This is a genomic window from Gordonia sesuvii (genome assembly GCF_036350415.1).
Taxonomy (GTDB): Bacteria; Actinomycetota; Actinomycetes; order Mycobacteriales; family Mycobacteriaceae; genus Gordonia; species Gordonia sesuvii.
Window position 1 is genome coordinate 332,479 of the sequence record NZ_JAZDUF010000005.1, and the last position, 19,005, is coordinate 351,483.

The 19,005-nt window shown below is 68.1% G+C and carries 18 protein-coding genes; 9 read left to right on the top strand and 9 right to left on the bottom strand.

From position 1 onward, the window contains the following. Nucleotides 1-51: 51 nt before the first annotated feature. The 4 genes from VZC37_RS18295 to VZC37_RS18310 all read left to right on the top strand — a co-directional run bounded on the left by VZC37_RS18295 (nt 52) and on the right by VZC37_RS18310 (nt 2,117). Complete coding sequence (locus tag VZC37_RS18295; protein WP_330434341.1) at nt 52-174, top strand: hypothetical protein; 123 nt, start codon at nt 52-54, stop codon at nt 172-174. Continuing rightward, nucleotides 171-563, top strand: coding sequence for a hypothetical protein (locus VZC37_RS18300; RefSeq protein ID WP_330434343.1), 393 nt, complete (start codon nt 171-173; stop codon nt 561-563). The genes VZC37_RS18295 and VZC37_RS18300 overlap by 4 nt, the downstream gene beginning before the upstream one ends. A gap of 212 nt (nt 564-775) precedes the next feature. Continuing rightward, nucleotides 776-1,300, top strand: a complete 525-nt coding sequence (locus tag VZC37_RS18305) for a peptidase (RefSeq protein WP_330434345.1) — start codon at nt 776-778, stop codon at nt 1,298-1,300. Between the two features lie 115 nt (nt 1,301-1,415). Further along, nucleotides 1,416-2,117, top strand: coding sequence for a TMEM165/GDT1 family protein (locus VZC37_RS18310; RefSeq protein ID WP_330434347.1), 702 nt, complete (start codon nt 1,416-1,418; stop codon nt 2,115-2,117). Nucleotides 2,118-2,124: 7 nt separating this feature from the next. Here VZC37_RS18310 and VZC37_RS18315 read toward each other — a convergent pair whose 3' ends face one another. Genes VZC37_RS18315 through VZC37_RS18325 form a run of 3 tightly spaced genes read right to left on the bottom strand, consistent with a single transcriptional unit; the run spans nt 2,125 to nt 4,331 of the window. Then, complete coding sequence (locus tag VZC37_RS18315) at nt 2,125-3,252, bottom strand: MAB_1171c family putative transporter (RefSeq protein WP_330434349.1); 1,128 nt, start codon at nt 3,250-3,252, stop codon at nt 2,125-2,127. Next, nucleotides 3,243-3,752 carry a hypothetical protein gene (locus tag VZC37_RS18320; RefSeq protein WP_330434352.1) on the bottom strand — a complete coding sequence of 170 codons (510 nt, stop codon included), beginning with the start codon at nt 3,750-3,752 and terminating at the stop codon, nt 3,243-3,245. Before VZC37_RS18320 ends, VZC37_RS18315 begins: the two co-directional genes overlap by 10 nt. A gap of 30 nt (nt 3,753-3,782) precedes the next feature. After that, a complete protein-coding gene (locus VZC37_RS18325; RefSeq protein ID WP_431309439.1) occupies nt 3,783-4,331 on the bottom strand; it encodes a helix-turn-helix domain-containing protein in 549 nt (182 codons plus the stop codon). A 356-nt stretch (nt 4,332-4,687) separates the two neighbouring features. Between VZC37_RS18325 and VZC37_RS18330 the strand changes: the two genes are divergently transcribed. Further along, nucleotides 4,688-5,560 (top strand): hypothetical protein, encoded by an 873-nt coding sequence (locus VZC37_RS18330; protein ID WP_330434356.1) that lies wholly within the window; start codon nt 4,688-4,690, stop codon nt 5,558-5,560. On the opposite strand, the gene VZC37_RS18335 is transcribed toward VZC37_RS18330, so the two are convergent. Next, nucleotides 5,540-7,219, bottom strand: a complete 1,680-nt coding sequence (locus VZC37_RS18335) for a TM0106 family RecB-like putative nuclease (protein ID WP_330434358.1) — start codon at nt 7,217-7,219, stop codon at nt 5,540-5,542. The genes VZC37_RS18330 and VZC37_RS18335 overlap by 21 nt on opposite strands. A 185-nt stretch (nt 7,220-7,404) precedes the next feature. On the opposite strand from VZC37_RS18335, the gene VZC37_RS18340 reads away from it, so the two are divergent. Together VZC37_RS18340 and VZC37_RS18345 are read left to right on the top strand one after the other, a co-directional pair. After that, on the top strand, nt 7,405-8,115 hold the full coding sequence (locus VZC37_RS18340; RefSeq protein ID WP_330434360.1) for a DUF6474 family protein: 711 nt from the start codon (nt 7,405-7,407) through the stop codon (nt 8,113-8,115). A 5-nt stretch (nt 8,116-8,120) separates the two neighbouring features. Further along, nucleotides 8,121-8,840 carry a hypothetical protein gene (locus VZC37_RS18345; RefSeq protein WP_330434362.1) on the top strand — a complete coding sequence of 240 codons (720 nt, stop codon included), beginning with the start codon at nt 8,121-8,123 and terminating at the stop codon, nt 8,838-8,840. A gap of 37 nt (nt 8,841-8,877) precedes the next feature. Here VZC37_RS18345 and VZC37_RS18350 read toward each other — a convergent pair whose 3' ends face one another. The 3 genes from VZC37_RS18350 to rraA form a co-directional block, all read right to left on the bottom strand. Continuing rightward, the gene (locus VZC37_RS18350; RefSeq protein ID WP_330434363.1) at nt 8,878-10,959 is read right to left on the bottom strand and encodes an ArnT family glycosyltransferase; all 2,082 of its coding nucleotides are present in this window, start codon (nt 10,957-10,959) and stop codon (nt 8,878-8,880) included. Nucleotides 10,960-11,159: 200 nt separating this feature from the next. After that, nucleotides 11,160-12,713, bottom strand: a complete 1,554-nt coding sequence (locus tag VZC37_RS18355; RefSeq protein WP_330434365.1) for a succinic semialdehyde dehydrogenase — start codon at nt 12,711-12,713, stop codon at nt 11,160-11,162. Nucleotides 12,714-12,721: 8 nt separating this feature from the next. Further along, entirely contained in the window at nt 12,722-13,285 is a 564-nt protein-coding gene (gene rraA, locus VZC37_RS18360) for a ribonuclease E activity regulator RraA (protein WP_330434367.1), read from the bottom strand. Nucleotides 13,286-13,436: 151 nt separating this feature from the next. Here rraA and VZC37_RS18365 point away from each other — a divergent pair, with 151 nt between their 5' ends. Beyond that, nucleotides 13,437-14,399, top strand: a complete 963-nt coding sequence (locus VZC37_RS18365; RefSeq protein WP_330434368.1) for an MBL fold metallo-hydrolase — start codon at nt 13,437-13,439, stop codon at nt 14,397-14,399. Between the two features lie 15 nt (nt 14,400-14,414). Here VZC37_RS18365 and VZC37_RS18370 read toward each other — a convergent pair whose 3' ends face one another. Both VZC37_RS18370 and lysX read right to left on the bottom strand, forming a co-directional pair. Beyond that, nucleotides 14,415-15,272, bottom strand: a complete 858-nt coding sequence (locus VZC37_RS18370) for an alpha/beta fold hydrolase (protein ID WP_330434370.1) — start codon at nt 15,270-15,272, stop codon at nt 14,415-14,417. A gap of 47 nt (nt 15,273-15,319) precedes the next feature. Then, nucleotides 15,320-18,718 (bottom strand): bifunctional lysylphosphatidylglycerol synthetase/lysine--tRNA ligase LysX, encoded by a 3,399-nt coding sequence (lysX, locus tag VZC37_RS18375; protein ID WP_330434372.1) that lies wholly within the window; start codon nt 18,716-18,718, stop codon nt 15,320-15,322. A gap of 58 nt (nt 18,719-18,776) precedes the next feature. Between lysX and VZC37_RS18380 the strand changes: the two genes are divergently transcribed. After that, the gene (locus tag VZC37_RS18380) at nt 18,777-19,004 is read left to right on the top strand and encodes an RNA-binding S4 domain-containing protein (protein ID WP_330434374.1); all 228 of its coding nucleotides are present in this window, start codon (nt 18,777-18,779) and stop codon (nt 19,002-19,004) included. Nucleotide 19,005: the final 1 nt, after the last annotated feature.

Genomic DNA, 19,005 nt, shown 5'->3' on the forward strand with positions numbered 1-19,005 from the left:
ATCCCACTAGTTTCGTATTACACTAGGCTCGTTATGTAGTACATTGTGCTTGTGGAGTTGGAGATCGACTGGTCACACCGCGAGGAGTACATCGCGTGCAAGCACCAGACGACGCCAACCATTGCGAACGAGGCACTGACCGATCCGAACCGTGTGGTCATCTCGCCCGAATGAGTGATCGAGAGGGCAAGCTACAGCAGGCAATCGATGAGGCGCAGGACATCGAGCGTGATCCCGATCGGGTGGTGCGCACCGACGTGAAAGTGACACGCGGGCATAGACGCAGCAAGGTGTTGCAGGTCCGTTTGAACGACGACGAGTACAACGAGCTCGAGCAGCTCGCTGGAACCATCGGCGACGGAGGGGTTCCACTGTCGACGCTGGCCAGGTCACTTCTGATCGAGGGAATCCAGCGTAGAACCGACGAAGTCGACGGCGGCAGTGCGGACTCCGCTGGTCCGGCGGAGGCCGCCCAGATGCTCGTCCATCTGTCAGCCCAGATGGCACGAATCGCAGAGACCCTGGTTCCCGATCAACAGCAAGGAATCGCGTCACGCCGATAGTTCATAATCAGGCGCGCTACTCTCGTTGCGACACGATGCAGCTGGGTTCCGTGTCGGGTTACGTCGTGTAAAAGAACCGTCACAAGAGCCGTGTTCGAGTTGTCACCGGCCCCGCGGCGGAGGATTCTTCTTCCACAGGTTCCGTATCGCCGGATCCTGGTCTCGGAGTAAAGGCCCTGTGGCGCAGCAGCACCAGCGATGGGAGACCAGTGATGACGACTTCCATTCCGATCGGCCTGACGCCGTTCCAGTTCGAAGGACATCTGAACGGCATCCTGATCTCCGGGCGGTGGCCGGAGTCGACCCTGGAGTGGACACAGACGCTCGTCGCGTCGGTGCGGATCGCGTGCCGGCCGGGTTTCCTACCAACCACAACGGTCTTCGGTGTGGTGGAGGAACGTCCCGACGACGCCGAGCAGGACGCCGTCGGCATGATGGTCGCGGTCGGCAACGTCGTCGACGACAGCTTCGTGGAGGCCGGACGGTTTCTCTCGAATCCGCCGGCGCTGGTGATGTTGCATCCGCCGTCGCAGACCCGCCCGTCGCTGCCCGAGTGCTCCGAGGTCGCCTCCGGCTGTGTCCTTCTCCCCGGCCTGCCGGAACTCGGGCTCGAACACCGCGCCGGATGGGCCGAAGCGGAGGCCGACGGCACCGTGGTGAACTTGCGAAACCAAGTCGGTATCGACCCCAACGCCGACCCCGACACCGCCGTGCTCGCCATGCTTCTCGCGGCCTGACCTGCGGGTAGGCGAGTTAGGGTTCCCAAACTTTTAGTTTTGAGCCTCCTACCAGCGGAAATACGGCTCTGCGATCTGTTGCACCGCCAACTCTGGGCACACTAACCTGGCCTTCATGATCGCTGCGATGTTGTTGAGCTTCGGCGTGATCTTCGTCGCCGAACTCGGCGACAAGTCACAGCTGATGGCGATGACGTACGCCCTCCGCTACCGGTGGTGGGTGGTCTTGTTGGCGATCACCGCCGCCACCACGGCCGTGCACGCGGTGTCGGTGTTCTTCGGCCACTTCCTCGGGATGTCCATCCCTTCGGACACGATGTCGATCCTGGCGGGTCTGGCGATGCTGGTGTTCGGACTGTGGACCATCCGCGGCGATCACCTCGACGACGCCGAGGCCGCCAAGGCCGAGCGGGTGGGTGCATCGGTGTTCCTGGCGGTGATGTCGTCGTTCTTCCTCGCCGAACTCGGCGACAAGACGATGCTCGCCACCATCACGCTCTCGACCAACAACGACTGGCTCGGCGTGTGGATCGGCTCGACGATCGGCATGGTCGCCGCCGACGCCCTCGCCATCGCCGTCGGTGCGTTGCTGGGCAAACACCTGCCGGAACGGACGATCGCCCGGGCCGCGGCCGCGCTGTTCTTCGGCTTCGGTGCATGGCTGTTGTGGACGGGATTGGCCGGCGCCGGGGCGGTCACCGTGATCGCGACGCTGACGGCAGCGGTCGTGCTGCTCGGCATCGGCACCGCCTACATCATTCGCCTCCGGCGGGCCGACGATGTGCGGCAGCCGCGCGACGAATCCGTCCGGACCTGACCCGGCTCTAGCCCGTTTCCAATCTGGCCACGGCCGCCGACAGTCGGAGCAACGGGTCGGCGTCGGCCGCGAGATCCGGCCCGCCGGGCACCAATTCGCGTACGGCGCCACGCGGGCGGCCGGACACCTGGTACTCCTCCACCGCCGCCCACAGCATCTCGGCGCGCGCCGCCTCGTCGACGACCCCGAAGTCGTCGGTCAGGTACGGGCTGAGCTGGGTGAGGGCGTCGCGGATCTCGACGACGCGCCGATGCAACGTCATCGTCGGCGCCGGTGTGCCGCCCACCGGGAGCACCACCTCGGGCACGGCGTCGGTCACCAACTGCCAGAGCGGAGCGAGGGCCTCGACGTCGCGGCGATGCCGCCGGCGCGAGGAGATCGTGTGCCAGCGCGCACGCAGCATCGGATAGCTGATCCCGATCAAGAACAGGACCACCCCGATTACCGACAGGACCGCGCTGACATCGAGCAGCCACCGCACATGCCAGCTCCGGGTCGACGATCCGACGACGAAGACGATCTGCAGGACGGTCCCGGCCGTCAGCATCACCAGGCCACCCAGCAGCAGCCCCAGCGATGTGCGCAGGTAGCCCTCGGCCAGCCGCAGGAACTGACGGATACTGCGGACGCACGCCACGAACCCGTAGGTGAGGTAAGCGCTGGCGATCAGCACGAACAGCGCGTAGGCGATGTTGCGGGCGGTCCACACCGACAAACCCTCGGTCCGCAAGTCGGTCGGGATGACCAGCATGGTGATCTGTAATCCGATCAGGGCGACCACCAGCGGTACCGCCTCGATCCCCGCCCGCCGTTCCCGGGTCGTCGACCGCCCGGGGAAGAAGAACACGACGATCAGGGCGGCGACACCGACGGCGAGCAATGCGTAGAAGAGGACCCGCGCGGCGCCGACGAACGTCACCGAGTCGATCGCCGCGGTCACGTCGTCGCCGGAGACCACGTACGCCAGGGTGAGCGCGGCGATCGCCACTGTCATCGCGACCGACTGCAGTCCGCCGCCCTCGCGGCGGATCTGTTCCAGGCGCCAGCACAGCGCGGCGGCGAAGATCACGGCCGCCACCGTGTTGAGCACACCGACGACGATCACGCCGGCCCCCTCGATGACACCTACAGCCATCCCTTGTGGCCGCCGAGGACGCGTTGGATACCCCGCAGGTCTTGGTTGTCCGGCGTCGTGCCGACCGTGCGCGCCGCTTCGGATGCCCACGTCAGGATCATCGAGGCCAGCATCTCCGCTTCCCACTCACGGTCGTCGGAGTAGCACGTGCGCTGCAATGCTGCGGCGGAGTCCTCGTCGGACGGTGCGGTCAGCGCGACCGCGGACACCGCCCCGAGCATCTGGTGCCCCGCGATGAGATGGCCGAACTCGTGGATGACGATCTGGTCCTGATGCAGTGGCGAGGTGTTGGCCTGATAGAAGAAGTAGTCCGCGTCGTCGGCGGCCAGCCAGACGCCGTTCGGCATGCCGACCGGCAGCGGATGGGCGATCAACCGGATCGGACGGCCACGCTGTGTGCCGTAGCGGTCGCACAGTTGCGCGACATCGAGCGGGAGATCGAGATCGAGGCCCTTGAGCGTGTCGCGGCACAACGCTCTCAGCACGCGATGACTTCGCATGGATTCGACGGCGTGCGACTCTCGGTTACCTCAGTTGTTGTTCAGATGCCCGCCGACGACCCGCAGATGCGCGTCCTCGGGAACATCGGAGATACCGGCCGCGATCACGTCAGGCGGGTCCTTGGGCAGACCCTGCTGTTCGCGCAGCACCTTGATCAGCTCGTTGACGATGGTCACCGAGTCACTCGACAGTCCGGCGAGCCGGAACGCGGCGAGCTGGACGTTGGTGTCGGCCTGCAGACGCATCAGGTCGATCTCGTCGCGGGTGCGCTGGGCCGCGCGGTCCTCGAGGAAGTAGTGCACATCCACGCCGAATGCGGCCGCGATCCCCTCGACGGTCCGGAACGACGGCGACTTCGCCTTGCCCGAGCGCAGCTGGCTCAGATACGACTCACCGAGCCGGAATCCGCGCTCAGTGGACCGTGCGGCGATCGCCTTGGCGCTGTAGGCGCGACCGTTCGGACCCGGTACCGTCCGGAACAGTTCTTCCAAGCGTCGAGCGAACAGACCCGGATCCAACGCTCCGGGCTGCTCGGAGTCGACCGTCCCACCCTCGGTTCGACGTCCGCCAACAGGCATTTCCGCACCTCGTGTAGTCATTGTTTCTCCCCGGCAAATTCAAAGCTGCTTGAACTTGCAAACATTAAAGACCGGCGTGCATCGTGGATGCAACGCTCCACTCCGTCTGAACGTACCCGACCACCATCGCGCATGCGTATCACCTGTGCCAACGATGTAACGATTACCCAGTGTGGCATTGTTCACACTCGATCGTGAACAACATGCGGCAAGGCGAATCATACGTTGCCGGGGGATGAACATGTGGGGTCGAGTATGTCCAGCGTTCGTGTTCGCGTAACCAAACGGGGGGTCCGATGACACATCGTGTTCCGTCTCATGGTGCACGTCGTCGCCGTGCGGGTCGCGGAGTCGCGATGGTCGTCGTCATCGTCGCGATGTTCGCCGTCGGCGCCGGTGTCGCGTTCTCGTCGCCCGGCGCGGACGACGACCGCGGCCACAGCAGGCACGGCGACCGGCATCACCACCATTGGCACGATCACGACCGCGGAGATCGCGACGGCGACGACAGCGACGACGAGGACAGCGACGACGAGAACGCCGGCGAGGATCAGGGCACGGACCCCGCCGAGCCATCGACGAAGCCATCATCTAAGCCACCGACGACAACGCCCCCGGGGACCTCCGAACCCACGACATCAGAACCGACCACGACCGAACCCACGCCCACGGAATCCACCACGACGGAATCCACCACGAGCGAGCCCACCCGCACACGCTCGACGAGGTCCACTCCCTCGACCGGGACGGCGACGCCTGACGAGACCACCGCCGGCAACCCTCGGACGAGAGATCGGGACAGCAGCGATTCCGACAGCAGTGATTACAACAGCGGCGATTCCGACAGCGGCGAATCCGACAGCGAGGCGGCGGTCATCGGACCGCGGTCGGCTCCACCTGCCGCCCCGCCCCCTGCGCTCCCACCACCTGCAGTCGCCGCAGTCCCGGCGCCGGTTCCCACCGTGCCGACCGTCGAATCCGGGTCGGATGCCGCCGGTAGTCGCGTTGATTCCGCACCGACACCGGGGCCCGGCGGCCCGCCGACCGAATCGGCCACCGCGACGCAGGCTGTGACGGCCACCGGCCCACCTGTCTCGACGGACACGGCGCTGGCATCGGCCCGGCGCATCATCGTGGGCTTGGCACCCGGCGCACTGCTGCTGCTCGGTGCGGTCGCCCTGCTCGGCAGCGGATCGTTCCTGGAGGCCCTACGTTCGTCCCGCTCGTGAGTCGCCTCCGCGGCGGAACGCGAGCATCTGGTCCTGATACGGGATCTCGACCGCGGCGCGATCGGTGATCCATTCGCGCAGAGCCTTGGTCGCGCGGACGTCGTCCTCGTTGTATTCGAGCAGTCGTCGACGTTGCGTGGGGTCCGGGGCGGTACCCCCGAGCCCGACGGCATCGCGGTACCAGTCCATCGACGCCTCGCCGCCCGCCTCCGCGTCGCGCCAGGTGAAGCCCGCAACCGGGGCAACCTTCTTGAGGCCTTTGCCGTTCGGGCAGACGAAGTTACGTCCCACCGCTTCGTAGATGTCGACCCATTCGTCCGACGCGATGAAGGCCTCGATCTCGGCGCGCGGGGGCACGCCGGGCGTGCCGGCGAAACGGTCCGCCGACCCGAGCAGCCAACGGTTCTCCGCCTGCTGGGAGTAGCAGTAGGCGGCGAACGTCTTGCCTGCTGCGCGCGCGGCGTCGCGTTCGATGCCCAGCCACGTCCAGAACTCGCCGAAGGAACGGCCCTCGTCCGGCGTCGGCAGCGGATGCCATGTCCCGAACGGCCGGTAGCGGACCTCCCGAGCCGGATCGGTGTTGTCGGTGAGGAGGGTGCCCCACAGGTAGGCGCCGTGCTCCCCATAGCTCTCCATGTCGACGTCGACCTCGACGTCGGCGCGCGCGACCGTCGGTTCGGCGAGACGACGGATCAGCGGGGTGCCGGTGAGCCAGGCGATCGCGGCGAGGACGGCGTCGTCGAACCGGGCGTTGGCCGGCCAGTCGTCGGGTGGGTTCCCGTCGAAGTGGGCCAGCTGGTCGACCGTCGTGATCCCGGCGTCGGCGAGAACGACGCTCTGATACGCCCCGACCACCAGGCTGACATCCCGGCGTTCCTCGAGCTCCGGGCCGCACCGAAACCACCAGGGACAGCTCCGGCACTCACCGATCCGGCGCGGTGTGGTGGCAACCCGCCCGTCGGCGATGGCCTGGCGGCGAGCGAACGTGTCGCGGTAATCCTCGAGTGCCGACGCCATCTCGTGCACGACGATGCAGTCGGCGTCGAGCCCGATGGCCCCGGCGCGGAGCTCGGCCGGATCGGTGGACGTGGCGAGACCGAGGTCGCGCAGCATGGCAGTGATCTGGGCGAGCCGCAGTCGGTCGCGACGATGGTTGCGGCTGTTGCGGGTCGGGTCGACCGTCGGCGCCCAGCCCCAGATCGGACTGGTGACGGCCGCGGCACCGTTGCCGTTCCGCGGCCCGTTGGCCGACTTCGCGGGGTAGCTCACGCGGTGGTTCACCACGATCACCGGCACATAGCCGTCGCCCTCGCGGATGAGCAGTTCCACATCGCCGCGACGACCCACGACCCGGTCGGTGGGCAACGCCGCTCCCCAGATCCACTCGGCTCCGGCGGCACAGGCCGCCTGTGTCGCCGTCACGCGCGCCCCGTGGTCGGTGGTGGGGTCGATCAGCACGACGGTGCCCGGCGGCTGATCGCTGTGCAATCCGCGGATCAGTTCCCGAACCGACACGCGGTGATCGGCCGCAGCCGCCTTCCGGCGCTGCGCCTCCGGCGTGTCGGGGCGAGTTCTCACCATGTCGGGGTGAGCATTGTCGAGCGCGAGTCGGTGTTCACAGCCCGCGAGATCACGAGGGTGCAGCACCACCGTCGTCACTCGCCTGTCCTTTCCCGACCACGTCCGGGCCGTCATGCCATCCGCGGGGACCTGTCCGGTTCACGCGGGTTCGCCCATGTCGAGCCTATGTAATGCTTGTACCGATGCAGTCGACGCCCGCTCGGCGTTTCCCGGCCACGGGTCGGGCAGGGCGCAGGAGACACCACACAGGAGGTAGGTCCTAGATGGGATTGTTCTCGTCGGACAGCAAGACCCGCGCTCAGCGAAAAGCCGAGGCCAAAGCGTTGAAGACCAAGGCCAAGCTGGAGGCGAAGCTCGACGCGAAGCAGGCGCGCAAGTCGGAGAAGTCGCGGCGGAAGGCCGAGCACAAGTTCCGCAGCAAGGAACTCAAACTGCAGCGCAAGAACGAGAAGGCGAGCGGTAAGGCCCAGGTGAAAGCCGCCAAGGCCGACGCCAAGGCGACCGAGGCCAAGGCGAAGGCCGCCGCCGACGCGCAGCGCTATTCGCCGGCGAGTGTGCGGCGGTATCTGACCGTCGCTCGCCTGCTCTCGCCGATCGTGATGCCGATCGCGTACCGCGCGGCGGTCGCCGCACGCGGGCGTGTGACGGCGATCCAGGCGAGCCGCGCCGGTGTCGCACCGGACGTCCTGCGCCAGTTCTCCGGCCACGGCGCCACCCTGTCCGCGCGCATCAGCACCACGCGCAGCGCGCTGGAGAAGGTCGGCAACAACGATTCGTCCGACGATTCCGCCGCGTTCGTCTCCGCGATGGTGACCCGACTCGACAACCTCGCCATCGCCGTCGACGCCGCCGAGGCGATGCCGTCGTCGCAGCGCCGCACCGCGCATCAATCGATCGAGAAAGAGCTCGAAGGTATCGAGGCCGACATCCTCGCCCGACTCGGTGTGCAGGATTCATCGCGCAAGGGAGCGTGAACACCATGAGCAACCCGGATCCGGCCGACGAGAACTCGGACGCCGGCCCCGCCGAGGAACCGTCGACCCCGGAGACGGCGTCCCCGGAGACCGCAGCCGACGAGCCGGCGGCTGAGAAGGTGCCTGCGAAAAAGGCCCCCGCCAAGAAGGCGCCGGTCAAGAAGGCTGCCGCCAAGAAAGCTCCAGCCAAGAAGGCCCCGGCAAAGAAAGCCGCTGCGAAGAAGGCTGCGCCGGCCAAGAAGGCCCCCGCGAAGAAGGCCCCGGCGAAGAAGGCCGCGGCCAAGAAGGTCGCCGGGGACGAGGCTCCGAAGACTCCTGCCACGCCGCCCGCCGGCGAGGACGCGGCCGATGTCGGATCGCCGACTCCGACGCCACCGAAATCACCTGCCGCCGAGACGAATTCACCATCCGCCGACGCCCAGCACGTGGCTTCCGGTCCGGTGTCGTCGAAGCCGGGCGCCACCAAGCCCCCGACCAAGCGGTCGGCATCGACGGGGCCGTCGGGCCCGGCGTCGACGGCACCGACCGCACCTTCCTCGCGCCCGTCCCCGGCCGTGGTCGACGTGGTGGCCGAATCCGACGCGCAGCGAGCAACTTTCGCGCAGCTACGGTCGGGTGCGCCGACCGAGTTGCCGGGCGGCAGTCGCACAGCGCCGATCGTGGCGGCCGGAGTGTTCGGGCTGCTCTTGCTCGTCGTGGCCGAGATCCTGCGTCGGCGGCGCTGAGCAACCCGGGCATCTCCGACCGCCCGATCCGCACCGGTCAGTTCAGGGCGTAGACCGTGGTACCGCCGACGGTGGTCGCGGTGTAGTTCTGCGCCACCCATTCCGCGATCTCGGAGTTGCCGCCCGGTCCGCCCTGGCTGCCGCCGATGTAGTAGGCGATCTCGCCGGCCTCGACGTAGTCGATGAACTGCTGGAGGGTGGGAGCCGGATCGCCGCTCCACCCGCCGATCGCCATGACCGCCTGGCCGGTGGCGATCTCGATGCCCGCCGCCGACTGCGAGCCGTTGGTCGCGGCCGCCCATGTCGTGTCCGTGGCCTTCAGCACCTCGACGAGTTCGGTGTTCGACGAGATGTCGCCCAGGCCTCCGGGGCCTCCGGAGGGGCGGGCACCGGCGACTTGACCATCCGCCTGCGTGCCGGCGTTTGGAGTTCCACCGTCTTGAGTTGCGCCGTCTTGAGTTGCCCCGTCTGGAGCTGCCCCGCCTGGCCCACCGCTGCCGCCTGGCCCGCCACCGCCTCCGGGCCCGCCCATGCCACCGGATTCCATCGACGTAGCCACCGCGTTCGGGATGGACCCGCTGTGCGGTGTCGCGGCCGTCGCGATCGAGAAGGCCGCGGTGCCACCGAATCCGGCGAGCGCGCCGGCGATCACCGCACCGGCAACCACTTTTCGCCATGCCATCACACCGCCGACCAACAGGGCGACGACGCCGATGGCGGCGACCACACCGATCAGCCAGCGGCACCACACGGGCCCGAAGTCGTTGCGGTTCAACAACACGATGGACCATCCGGCTGCCAGACCGATCATCCCGGCCAGAGCGAGACGTCCGTCCCAATGGTCGCGACGGCGCCAGGCGAACACGCCGCCCATGCCGACGAGCGCGGCAACGGCGGGCGCCAACGCCACCGTGTAGTACGGGTGGATGGTGCCGCTCATGAAGCTGAAGATGAGGCCGGTGATCAGAAGCCAGCCGCCCCAGGCCATCACAGCTCCGCCTTCGACGCGGCCGATACCGCTGGTCGATCGGAAGATCGGGACGCTGCGCACCATCAGGTAGGCCGCGAACACCAAGGCCAGCAACGCGACCGGGAGTAACCAGGAGATCTCGTTGCCCATCTCCGAGCTGAACAGTCGGTTGAGTCCGGTCGAGCCGCCGAACGATCCGCCCGCCTGGCCGCCACCCATGCCGCCTCCGCCCCCGGAGCCGCCGCTGATGCGGCCGACGCCGTTGTAGCCCCACACGAGGTCCATGAAGGTGTTGTCGGTGGAGCCGCCGATGTACGGGCGGGCCGACGCCGGCACCAGGATCGTCGCGACGACGAACCATCCCGCCGAGACGATGAGCGCCACGGTCGCACCGACGAGGTGGCCGATACGCCTGAGCCAACCGTTGTTCGCGAACACGAGGTAGGCCAGCCCGAAGGCGGGCAGCACGAGCAGGCCCTGCAGCATCTTGGTGAGGAACGCGAAGCCGAGCGCGACCCCGACGAGAGCCAGCCATCGGCCGGAGTTGGTGGCGATCGCTCGCGTCAGTGCATAGCCGGCCGCGACCATCAGCAGCACCAGCAGTGCGTCGGGGTTGTTGAACCGGAACATCAGTGCCGCCGCGGGGGAGAAGGCGAGCACGCCGCCCGCGATCAGCCCGGCAACCGTGCCGTGGCGCGGGTCGGTGAAGGTGCGTCGCATCGCGCAGTACATCAGCGCGACCGCGGCCACTCCCATCAACGCTTGCGGCACCAGCACGGCCCAGCTGTTCATCCCGAACAACCGCACCGACAACCCGGTCACCCACAGCGACGCCGGGGGTTTGTCGACGGTGAGGAAGTTGGCGGAGTCGAGCGATCCGAAGAACCACGCGGTCCAGCTCTGCGACCCCGCCTGTGCCGCCGCCGCATAGAACGTGTTGGCGTACCCACTGGCGGAGAGGTTCCACAGGTAGAGGACGGCGGTCGAAACGAGCAGCGCCGTCAGCGCGTACGGGCTCCACCGGACGGCGCGTCGCGGTCGCGGCTTCTCGGCCTGACGCCGTCCACGGCGGGTTGTCGGTGGTGGCGGTTCCCCGGGTGTCGATGCACCCGGGCGCTCCAACCCCCGTCGCTCCAATACTGCGGTCATTCGGGTCCTCCTGTGTGGGATGTGGTGATCCCACACTGGGCCCCGGCGCTCCCACGCCCCTGGAAGTCGGCTGGGAGAACCCTGTGAACGCCGCGCAGCCCTACCGCGCCGTCACCCCAAGGTTCCTCCCCCCGACTTTCGTTCGTCCCCCCTAAACATGCGGGGGGTTTGACGAAACTGGGGGGAGGAACCGCCTCGGGTCAGCGACCGGGCAGGTACTTCAACGCACGCACGGCGTACGGCGTGACCGCACGATAGATGCCCTGCGGAATCCCGGGTGCACGGTCGATCCCGATGAAGCGCTGCTCGGCAACGGTCTGCGGCTCGGTGTACTTGAGCAGGCCCTCCTCGCCGTGGCGTCGTCCGACACCGGAGATGCCCATGCCACCCATCGGGGCGGCGGTGGAGCCCCACGCGGCGGCATAGCCCTCATTGATGTTGACCGTGCCGGCCCGCAGTTGGTCGGCGATCTCGTTGGCCTCGGCGCTGCTGCCGGCGAAGACGCACGCGTTGAGTCCGTACTGCGTCTGGTTGGCCAGCTTGACGGCCTCGTCGGTGGAGTCGACCGGGTAGATGGAGACGACCGGCCCGAAGGTCTCGTCGGCGTAGCAGGTCATCTCGTCGGTGACGTCGGTCAGGACGGTGGGCTCGAAGAAGAACGGGCCGAGGTCGGCGCGTCGTCGCCCACCGGCGACCACCTTCGCACCCTTGTCGACCGCGTCGCGCACATGGGCATCGGCGGTGTCGACCTGCGCCGCCGATGCGAGCGAGCCCATGTCGGCGGAGAAGTCGTAGGTGGCGTCGAGCTTCATCGCCGAGACGAAGGCGGCGAACTTCGTGGTGAACTCGTCGGCGATCTCCTTGTCGACGTAGAGACGTTCGATGGAGATGCACAGCTGACCGGAGTTCGAATAGCAGGCTCGGGCAGCACCTTCGACGGCCCGGTCGATGTCGGCCTTGGCGGTCACGATCATCGGGTTCTTGCCGCCGAGTTCCGCGGAGAACCCGATGAGCCGTCGTCCGGCCTGCTCAGCCAACGTCGCCCCGGTCGCCGACGACCCGGTGAACATCACGTAATCGGTGGTGGCGACGATCGCCTGGCCGACAACACTTCCCGGCCCCGGGACGACGGCGAACAGATCGAGCGGGAGCCCGGCCTCATAGAGCAACTCGGCAACGGCCAACGCGCAGTAGGGCGTCTGGCTGTCGGGCTTGACGACGACGCCGTTGCCGGCGAGCAGCGCCGCGACCGCATCGGACACGGCCAGGGTGAGCGGGTAGTTCCACGGGCTGATCACGCCGACGACACCCTTGGGCTGATACCGCACCCGGACGCTCGTGGCCCCCGGCAGCATGCCCTTGACCCTGCGCTCCGCCAACGTCTTCGGGCCGGTCGTCGCATAGTGCCGGGCGGTCAGCGCGACGTCCATGACCTCTTCTTGCGCGTAGATCCGCGCCTTACCGGTCTCCGCCTGCGCGACGTCCATCAGTTCGGCAGCGTTGCGGTACACGAGATCGGAGAACCGATTGAGCACCTCGGCGCGCTGCTGCGGGGTCTGCTTGGCCCAGCCCTCCTGCGCGGTCCGGGCCCGGGCGACCGCGGTCTCGAGGTCTTCGGCGGTGCCGACAGGGATGGTCGCCATCTCGACGCCGCTGAACGCCTCGAGGACGGGGCGGGTGGGGCGCGTCTCGACGTCGTCGATCGCGATGAGGGCGGCGAGCCGGGCGAAGTACTCGGGGGTGGGTTTCGGCATGGTGTTCCTCAGCTCTGGGCAGCGGCAGTGTCGGAATCTGCGGTGTCGGATGCGGCGGTGTCGGACTCTGCTTCTGATTCCGTGGTGATCGAATCCGTGACGATCACGATGCCGTCGTCGTCGGAGTAGACGAGGTCGCCGGGGTGGAACGTCTCGCCGCCGATGGTCAGCGCGATGTCGCGTTCGCCGACGCCGGTCTTGGTGGACTTGCGCGGGTTGGTGCCGAGCGCCTTGACGCCGATCTCCATCTCCCCGATCGCCTTCGCGTCGCGGATGGCACCGTTGACGATGATCCCGACCCAGCCGTTGGACCGGCCGAGTTCGGCGATCAGGTCGCCGACCAGGGCCGTGTGCACCGACTCCGCGCCGTCGACCACCAGCACGCCACCCGGGTTGGATTCGCCCAGGATCGACTTGAGCAGGGCGTTGTCCTGGAAGCATTTGACCGTGGTCACGCGGCCCACGAACTCGCGGTTCCCGCCGTACTGGGTGAACTGGGTGTCGCAGCTGCGGACGAGGTCGCCGATCTCGTCGACGAGGTCGGCGGTCGGCGTGAAGGTCGGATCGCTCATGCGCCCAGTCTAGGCAGTCACCCGATTAGGTGTGACGAGGAGCCACACTTATCTGGCGGTCGGCAGGGTCGAGCAGGCGCCGTGCACGACGCCGGGACGGTAGCGTCGTCGTCGGCGACAGTCGGCAGCACCGGCCCGAGGAGCGAGAGCGTTGAATCGACCGATCGATCGCGAGCCCGCCCCGTCGGCTGTCGAGCTCGTGCGCGCCGCCGGGCTGTGGGCGTCGGGCACACTACGACCCCGGCAACCGGATCGCCGCCTCATCGACTCGATCGCCATCGCCGAGCTCCCCACGGCCGGCCCGACGGTGACCGTCCGCGCCCTGCCGCAGATCGCCCGGTACGTGCCCGCCGCGGGCCTGGTCGAAGGTGCATCCCTGTTTCGGCGTCTGCCGTCGGCGATGACCACCTTCGTCGTCGAGCACCCCTCCGCGACCTTCCTCGTCGATCCCGGCTTCTGCATCGATGCGCGCACCCGTGTCCTCGACGAACTGCCCTGGGCCACAAGACTGTTGGTCACGCCCCCGAAAGGCACGCTGTCCACCGTCGACGGCCTGACGAGGTGCCCGCCGACCCGCGCCCCCGATTTCGCGCTGCCGACTCATGCCCACTGGGACCACGTCTGCGGACTCCTCGACCTCCCCGGCCTCGAGGTGAGGCTGCGCACCGTGGAACGCGACTGGATCATGGCCGGCCGTCGGGCACCCGCAGGTGGCGTGCGCACCGCCCTCACCGACGGGCGCCGGATCGTCACCTACGACCTCGACGGCCCGCCCGTGGCGACGTTCACGGCGAGCCATGACCTGTTCGACGACGGATCGGTGCTCGTCGTGGAACTCGCCGGCCACACGCCCGGCAGTGTGGGAGTGCTCCTTCGTGCCGGCACCGGGTGGGTTCTACTCGCCGGCGACGCGGCATGGCACCACGAGCAGGTCGATCGCCTGCGCCAGAAGCCGGCGATCCCGGGCGAATTCGTCGACGAGGACCGCGACACGGCGTTCGCGACGATGCACCGACTCCACCTGGCACGACACCTGGCGCGGGTGATCCCGACCCATGACCTCGACGCTACGTCGTCGCTGTCCGGGTGCGACGATCATCCGTCGCCGCACTAGCCGGTACCGGACCCACTACCCTGCCGACAACGCGTCGATGGCAACCGCAACGTCGTCGGGCCGATGCGACACCACGAAATGCCGTGCCGGATGGATGATGTCGACGTCACCGCCGAGGAGGGCGGCGTACCTCCGCTGCTTCCACTCCCAGAACTGCCGCCATCCCGGCGTCCGCGGCACCGCCACGATCACCCGGACCGGCACCGCCGGAAGGGGTTTCGTGCGGCGCAGCACGCGCAGCTCCCGGTCCATCGCGCCGAACATGGCGTTCTCGGCCACCAGCGCCGCCAGAAACCGCGGCCCTCCGAAGATCCGGTCGACCCAGGCGTGGTGCTCGCCGGTGAAGCCTTCCGGCGGAGGCGGGACGACGAGCCGCCAGACCCTCCTCCGCGGCCACCGGTCGACGCGGATCGCGCCGGAGATCGCCTGCACGACCCGCGACAACCACCTCGCCACCCACGCCGACCAGCCGGGCGAGCTCAGGTGCCCGGGGGTCATCGAGAACGAGCCGTCGATCACGACAACCCCGGCCGTACGGTCCGGATGGACCCGGCCGAAGGCTTCCACATACAGCGACGCCAGCGAGTGTCCGACGATGACGGCCGGGGCGTCGGCACCGACGGCATCGACGGCATCGAGCACCCCGACCATCCGGTCGACCTCGCCGTCAAGCGTCGGGTTCTCGTCGCGACCGAACGGGTCGGACAGGCCGTAACCCGGGCGGTCGTACCGGATCACCCGCCATCCCCGGGCCACCAACCGCGCGGCGAGCGGGTCGAGGTCGAACCAGTTGCTGCCCAGCGCCGCCATCAGCAGCAGCGGCGGGCCCGCGCCGGCGTCGACGACGTGCAGCCGGTGTCCACCGATCGACATGCCGACACCCGGCTGCCCGTCGACATCCCGGCCGGGCGTCACCGGGCTCAGAAGCCCTGCGGCTTGGCCAGCGGGAACGCCAACGACTCCCGGATCGACTGCCCGGTGATCAGCATGACGACGCGATCGACACCCACGCCGAGTCCGCCGGTCGGCGGCATCGCGTACTCGAGGGCCTGCAGGAAGTCCTCGTCGAGCTCCATCGCCTCCGGGTCCCCACCCGCCGCGAGAACCGACTGCGCGGTCAGTCGTCGGCGCTGTTCGACGGGGTCGGTCAGTTCGGTGTAGGCGGTTCCCAGTTCCACACCCCACGCGACCAGATCCCACCGTTCGGCGACGCCGGGGATCGACCGGTGCGCCCGGGTCAGCGGCGACGTCGAGGTGGGGAAGTTCGTGTAGAAGGTGGGGAACGTCGTCCGGTCCTCACCGAGGTGCTCGTACAGTTCGAGCACCACCTGGCCGGCATCCCAGTCCGGCCGGTGCGCGATCTCGAGCCGATCACAGATCGCCCGCAACGTCTCGACCGGGGTCTCGGGCGTGACCTCTTCGCCGGCCCCCTCCGACACCACCTCGTGCACCGTCTTGACCGGCCACTCCCCCGAGATGTCCACGCGCTCTTCGTTTCCGTCGTCGTCGGTGCGGACGATGACGGGAGCACCGTAGGCGGCGGTGGCGGCGTGCTGGATCATCTCGCGGGTGAGGTCGAGCATCTTCAGGTAATCGCTGTGCGCCTCGTAGGCTTCCAGACTGGTGAACTCGGGGTTGTGACTGAAGTCGACACCTTCGTTGCGGAAGTTGCGGCCGATCTCGAACACCTTCTCCACACCGCCGACGCAGAGCCGCTTCAGATAGAGCTCGGGCGCGATCCGCAGGTACAGATCGAGATCGTATGCGTTGATGTGGGTCTGGAACGGGGTGGCGTTGGCGCCGCCGTGGATCTGCTGCAGGATCGGGGTCTCCACCTCGAGGTAGCCGCGGTCGGACAGGAAGTCCCGCAACGACTTCACCACCAGACTGCGGGTGGCCAGCAGATCACGCGTGCGGACGTTGACGGCCAGGTCGACGTACCGTTGCCGGACGCGCGCCTCCGGGTCGGTGAGGCCACTCCACTTGTCCGGCAACGGCCGCAGGCACTTTCCGTTGAAACGCCAGGCGTCGATGAGGATCGACAGCTCACCGGACCGGCTTCGTCCGACCACTCCGCGCGCCTCGATCAGATCCCCGAGGTCGACGTCGGCGCCGAAGTCGGGGGTGCCGGGGATCACCCGGGATTCCTCGACCAACATCTGGACCTCGCCGGACCAGTCGTGGACGTCGGCGAACACCACCTTGCCGAAGTCGCGCAGCCGGGTCACACGGCCGGCGATCGTCACCGTCGTCCCCTCCGGCGACGCCACCGCCTGCGCGATCGTGTGCGTCGGCGGGTCGGCGGGCGGATAGGGGTCGAAACCTTCGGCGACGAGATGTTCCATCTTGGCCACCCGCACCCGTACCTGCTCGGGACGGTGCACGACGACCTCGGTGCCCTGCGCCTCCTCGTCGAACTCGGCGATCAACGCATCGACGTCGACACCCGCGGGGATCGTGGGCCGGCCCTGCGTGTACTGCTGTGCGCGGCCGACACGCGGCAGTCGCACGAATCCCTCGGTGACGATGGCCGCCAGACCCACCCGCGCGATCATGCGGTTGTCCTCGAAACACAGGTAGCGGGGTTGCCAGTCCGGCCGGTATTTGGCGTTCGACTTGTACAGCGACTCCATCTGGAAGAACCGCGACCCGAACATCAGGACCGAGTAGGTCGCCCGCATGACCGGTCCGGCACCGATGTCGGCGCCGTGCTCGAAGAACGCCCGGAACGCCGCGAAGTTGAGTGAGATCTCAGTGACACCGAATTGTTCGGAGTTCCGGGCCAGTTCGGTCACCATCGTCTCCACGACCCCGTTCACCGCACCCCGGTCACGGCGCATCACGTCCAGGGACACGCCCGTCCGCCCCCACGGGACGAACGACAGCATGCCGACGACCTTCTCGTTCTCCGTGCCCAGGTTCTCCACGGCCTCCACGAGCAGGCAGTTGCCGTCCAGCGGATCACCGAGTCGGCCCAGCGCCATGGCGAAACCACGCTCTTCGTCGGTGTCGCGCCACGAGTCGGCGCGCGCGATCATCTCGGCCATCTCACTTTCCGACAGCTCCGAGTGCCGCCGGATCCGCACATCGACTCCCGCACGCCGGGTGCGGGTGACGGCCTGTCGGACGCCGCGCATCGCCGGACCGGAGAGGCTGAAGTTGCGGGTCGGGATGATCGCCTCGTCGCCGATGTTGAGTGAACCGAACCCGGCGGCGTCATAGGCGGCGGCACCGCGACTGCTGGGGCCCATCGCGGCCGGATGCCACCCGTAGCGGTCGCACAGCGTGAGGAATTCGGCGATCGCGTCATCCCAGGATTCCGGGTCACCGATCGGGTCACCGCCCGCCATGCCGACGCCGACCTCGACCCGGTAGGTGACCGCGGCGCGGCCGTCCGGGGAGAACACCACGGCCTTGTCGCGGCGGGTGGAGAAGTAGGCCAGCGAGTCGTCGTCGTTGAACCGGGTGATGAGCGCGCGGATGAGCCGCTCGTCGTCGGCGGTGATCAACGACTTCAGCCGGACGGACCGGAACAGGACCATCGCCGCGGCGATCAGCGCCAGTGCCCCGAAGAGGCCCAGCAGCCCGTTCACCGGCGCGAGTGCATGGCGGCCGTCGAACGCCGCCTCGGAGTCGACCGAGCCGAACGCCGCGACCCGGTTGATCGCGTACGGCAGTCGGTCACTGCGGGTGAGGGTGTGCGGGAACAGCCACACCAGCGCCCAGCCCAGCAGGGAGCCGACGACGAGTCCGGCGATCAGGACGCCGAACGCTCGCAGCAGCGCCCCTTTGCGCACCCGGGTGTGGAACTGGCGGTAGGTGAGGATCAGATAGGCCAGCGCCAGGAGTTGGATCGTGATGCCGATCCACAGGTTGATCCGGTCGTTGCTGGTCACCGCCAGGTCGTCGGCGAGCGCGGGCACCAGGTACAGGGCGTTGCTCAGCACGAACAGCGTCAGGTAGATGACGCAGATCCACCAGGCGATCCGTTTGCGCATCGACATCGCGAACGCGATCAGCGCCAGCACGAACGCCCACGCGAAGCTGGTGTCGGGGAGGGTGACGATGAACGTGTCGATGTAGTCGCGCGGGACGTGGATCAGGTGGCGGAAGAACGGGAACAGACTCGACAGCAGGGAGATCGTCGCCATCACACCGAGAACGGTTCCGGCGACCCGGGGGGCAGCCCGCCCGAATCCCCGTGGTGCTCGGATGCGGTCGAGGAGGTCCCGGGATCGCCGCGATGCGGCCGACGGTGTCCGCTCGGGGGTGACCGCGTCGTCGTCGAGGCCCGGGGTCCGCGTGATGTCCAACGTCATGGCTAAACGTTAAGGTCCGCGCTCGCCGAATCGGCGATGGTTGGGCAAGATGTGAGCAATGAACGGCACAGGAATCGAGGATGTCCCCATCCGTGACGACTCGATCCGGCTGGGTCAGTTCCTGAAGCTGGCGAATCTCATCGACTCGGGCGCCGAGGCCAAGAGCGTGATCGCCGACGGCCTGGTCTCCGTCAACGGCGACGTGGAGACGCGGCGTGGGCGGCAGCTGGTGTCGGGAGACGTGGTGGAGATCGGCGGTCAGGCCGCTCGGGTCGTCACCGAGTGAG

What these genes read in the sequence shown, in the direction of transcription:
- lysX (WP_330434372.1), bottom strand. Translation starts at nt 18,718, where the DNA reads ATGACGTTGGACATCACGCGGACCCCGGGCCTCGACGACGACGCGGTC.
- VZC37_RS18340 (WP_330434360.1), top strand. Translation starts at nt 7,405, where the DNA reads ATGGGATTGTTCTCGTCGGACAGCAAGACCCGCGCTCAGCGAAAAGCC.
- VZC37_RS18370 (WP_330434370.1), bottom strand. Translation starts at nt 15,272, where the DNA reads ATGTCGATCGGTGGACACCGGCTGCACGTCGTCGACGCCGGCGCGGGC.
- rraA (WP_330434367.1), bottom strand. Translation starts at nt 13,285, where the DNA reads ATGAGCGATCCGACCTTCACGCCGACCGCCGACCTCGTCGACGAGATC.
- VZC37_RS18310 (WP_330434347.1), top strand. Translation starts at nt 1,416, where the DNA reads ATGATCGCTGCGATGTTGTTGAGCTTCGGCGTGATCTTCGTCGCCGAA.
- VZC37_RS18305 (WP_330434345.1), top strand. Translation starts at nt 776, where the DNA reads ATGACGACTTCCATTCCGATCGGCCTGACGCCGTTCCAGTTCGAAGGA.
- VZC37_RS18330 (WP_330434356.1), top strand. Translation starts at nt 4,688, where the DNA reads ATGGTCGTCGTCATCGTCGCGATGTTCGCCGTCGGCGCCGGTGTCGCG.
- VZC37_RS18380 (WP_330434374.1), top strand. Translation starts at nt 18,777, where the DNA reads ATGAACGGCACAGGAATCGAGGATGTCCCCATCCGTGACGACTCGATC.
- VZC37_RS18325 (WP_431309439.1), bottom strand. Translation starts at nt 4,331, where the DNA reads ATGCCTGTTGGCGGACGTCGAACCGAGGGTGGGACGGTCGACTCCGAG.
- VZC37_RS18320 (WP_330434352.1), bottom strand. Translation starts at nt 3,752, where the DNA reads ATGCGAAGTCATCGCGTGCTGAGAGCGTTGTGCCGCGACACGCTCAAG.
- VZC37_RS18300 (WP_330434343.1), top strand. Translation starts at nt 171, where the DNA reads ATGAGTGATCGAGAGGGCAAGCTACAGCAGGCAATCGATGAGGCGCAG.
- VZC37_RS18350 (WP_330434363.1), bottom strand. Translation starts at nt 10,959, where the DNA reads ATGACCGCAGTATTGGAGCGACGGGGGTTGGAGCGCCCGGGTGCATCG.
- VZC37_RS18315 (WP_330434349.1), bottom strand. Translation starts at nt 3,252, where the DNA reads ATGGCTGTAGGTGTCATCGAGGGGGCCGGCGTGATCGTCGTCGGTGTG.
- VZC37_RS18355 (WP_330434365.1), bottom strand. Translation starts at nt 12,713, where the DNA reads ATGCCGAAACCCACCCCCGAGTACTTCGCCCGGCTCGCCGCCCTCATC.
- VZC37_RS18345 (WP_330434362.1), top strand. Translation starts at nt 8,121, where the DNA reads ATGAGCAACCCGGATCCGGCCGACGAGAACTCGGACGCCGGCCCCGCC.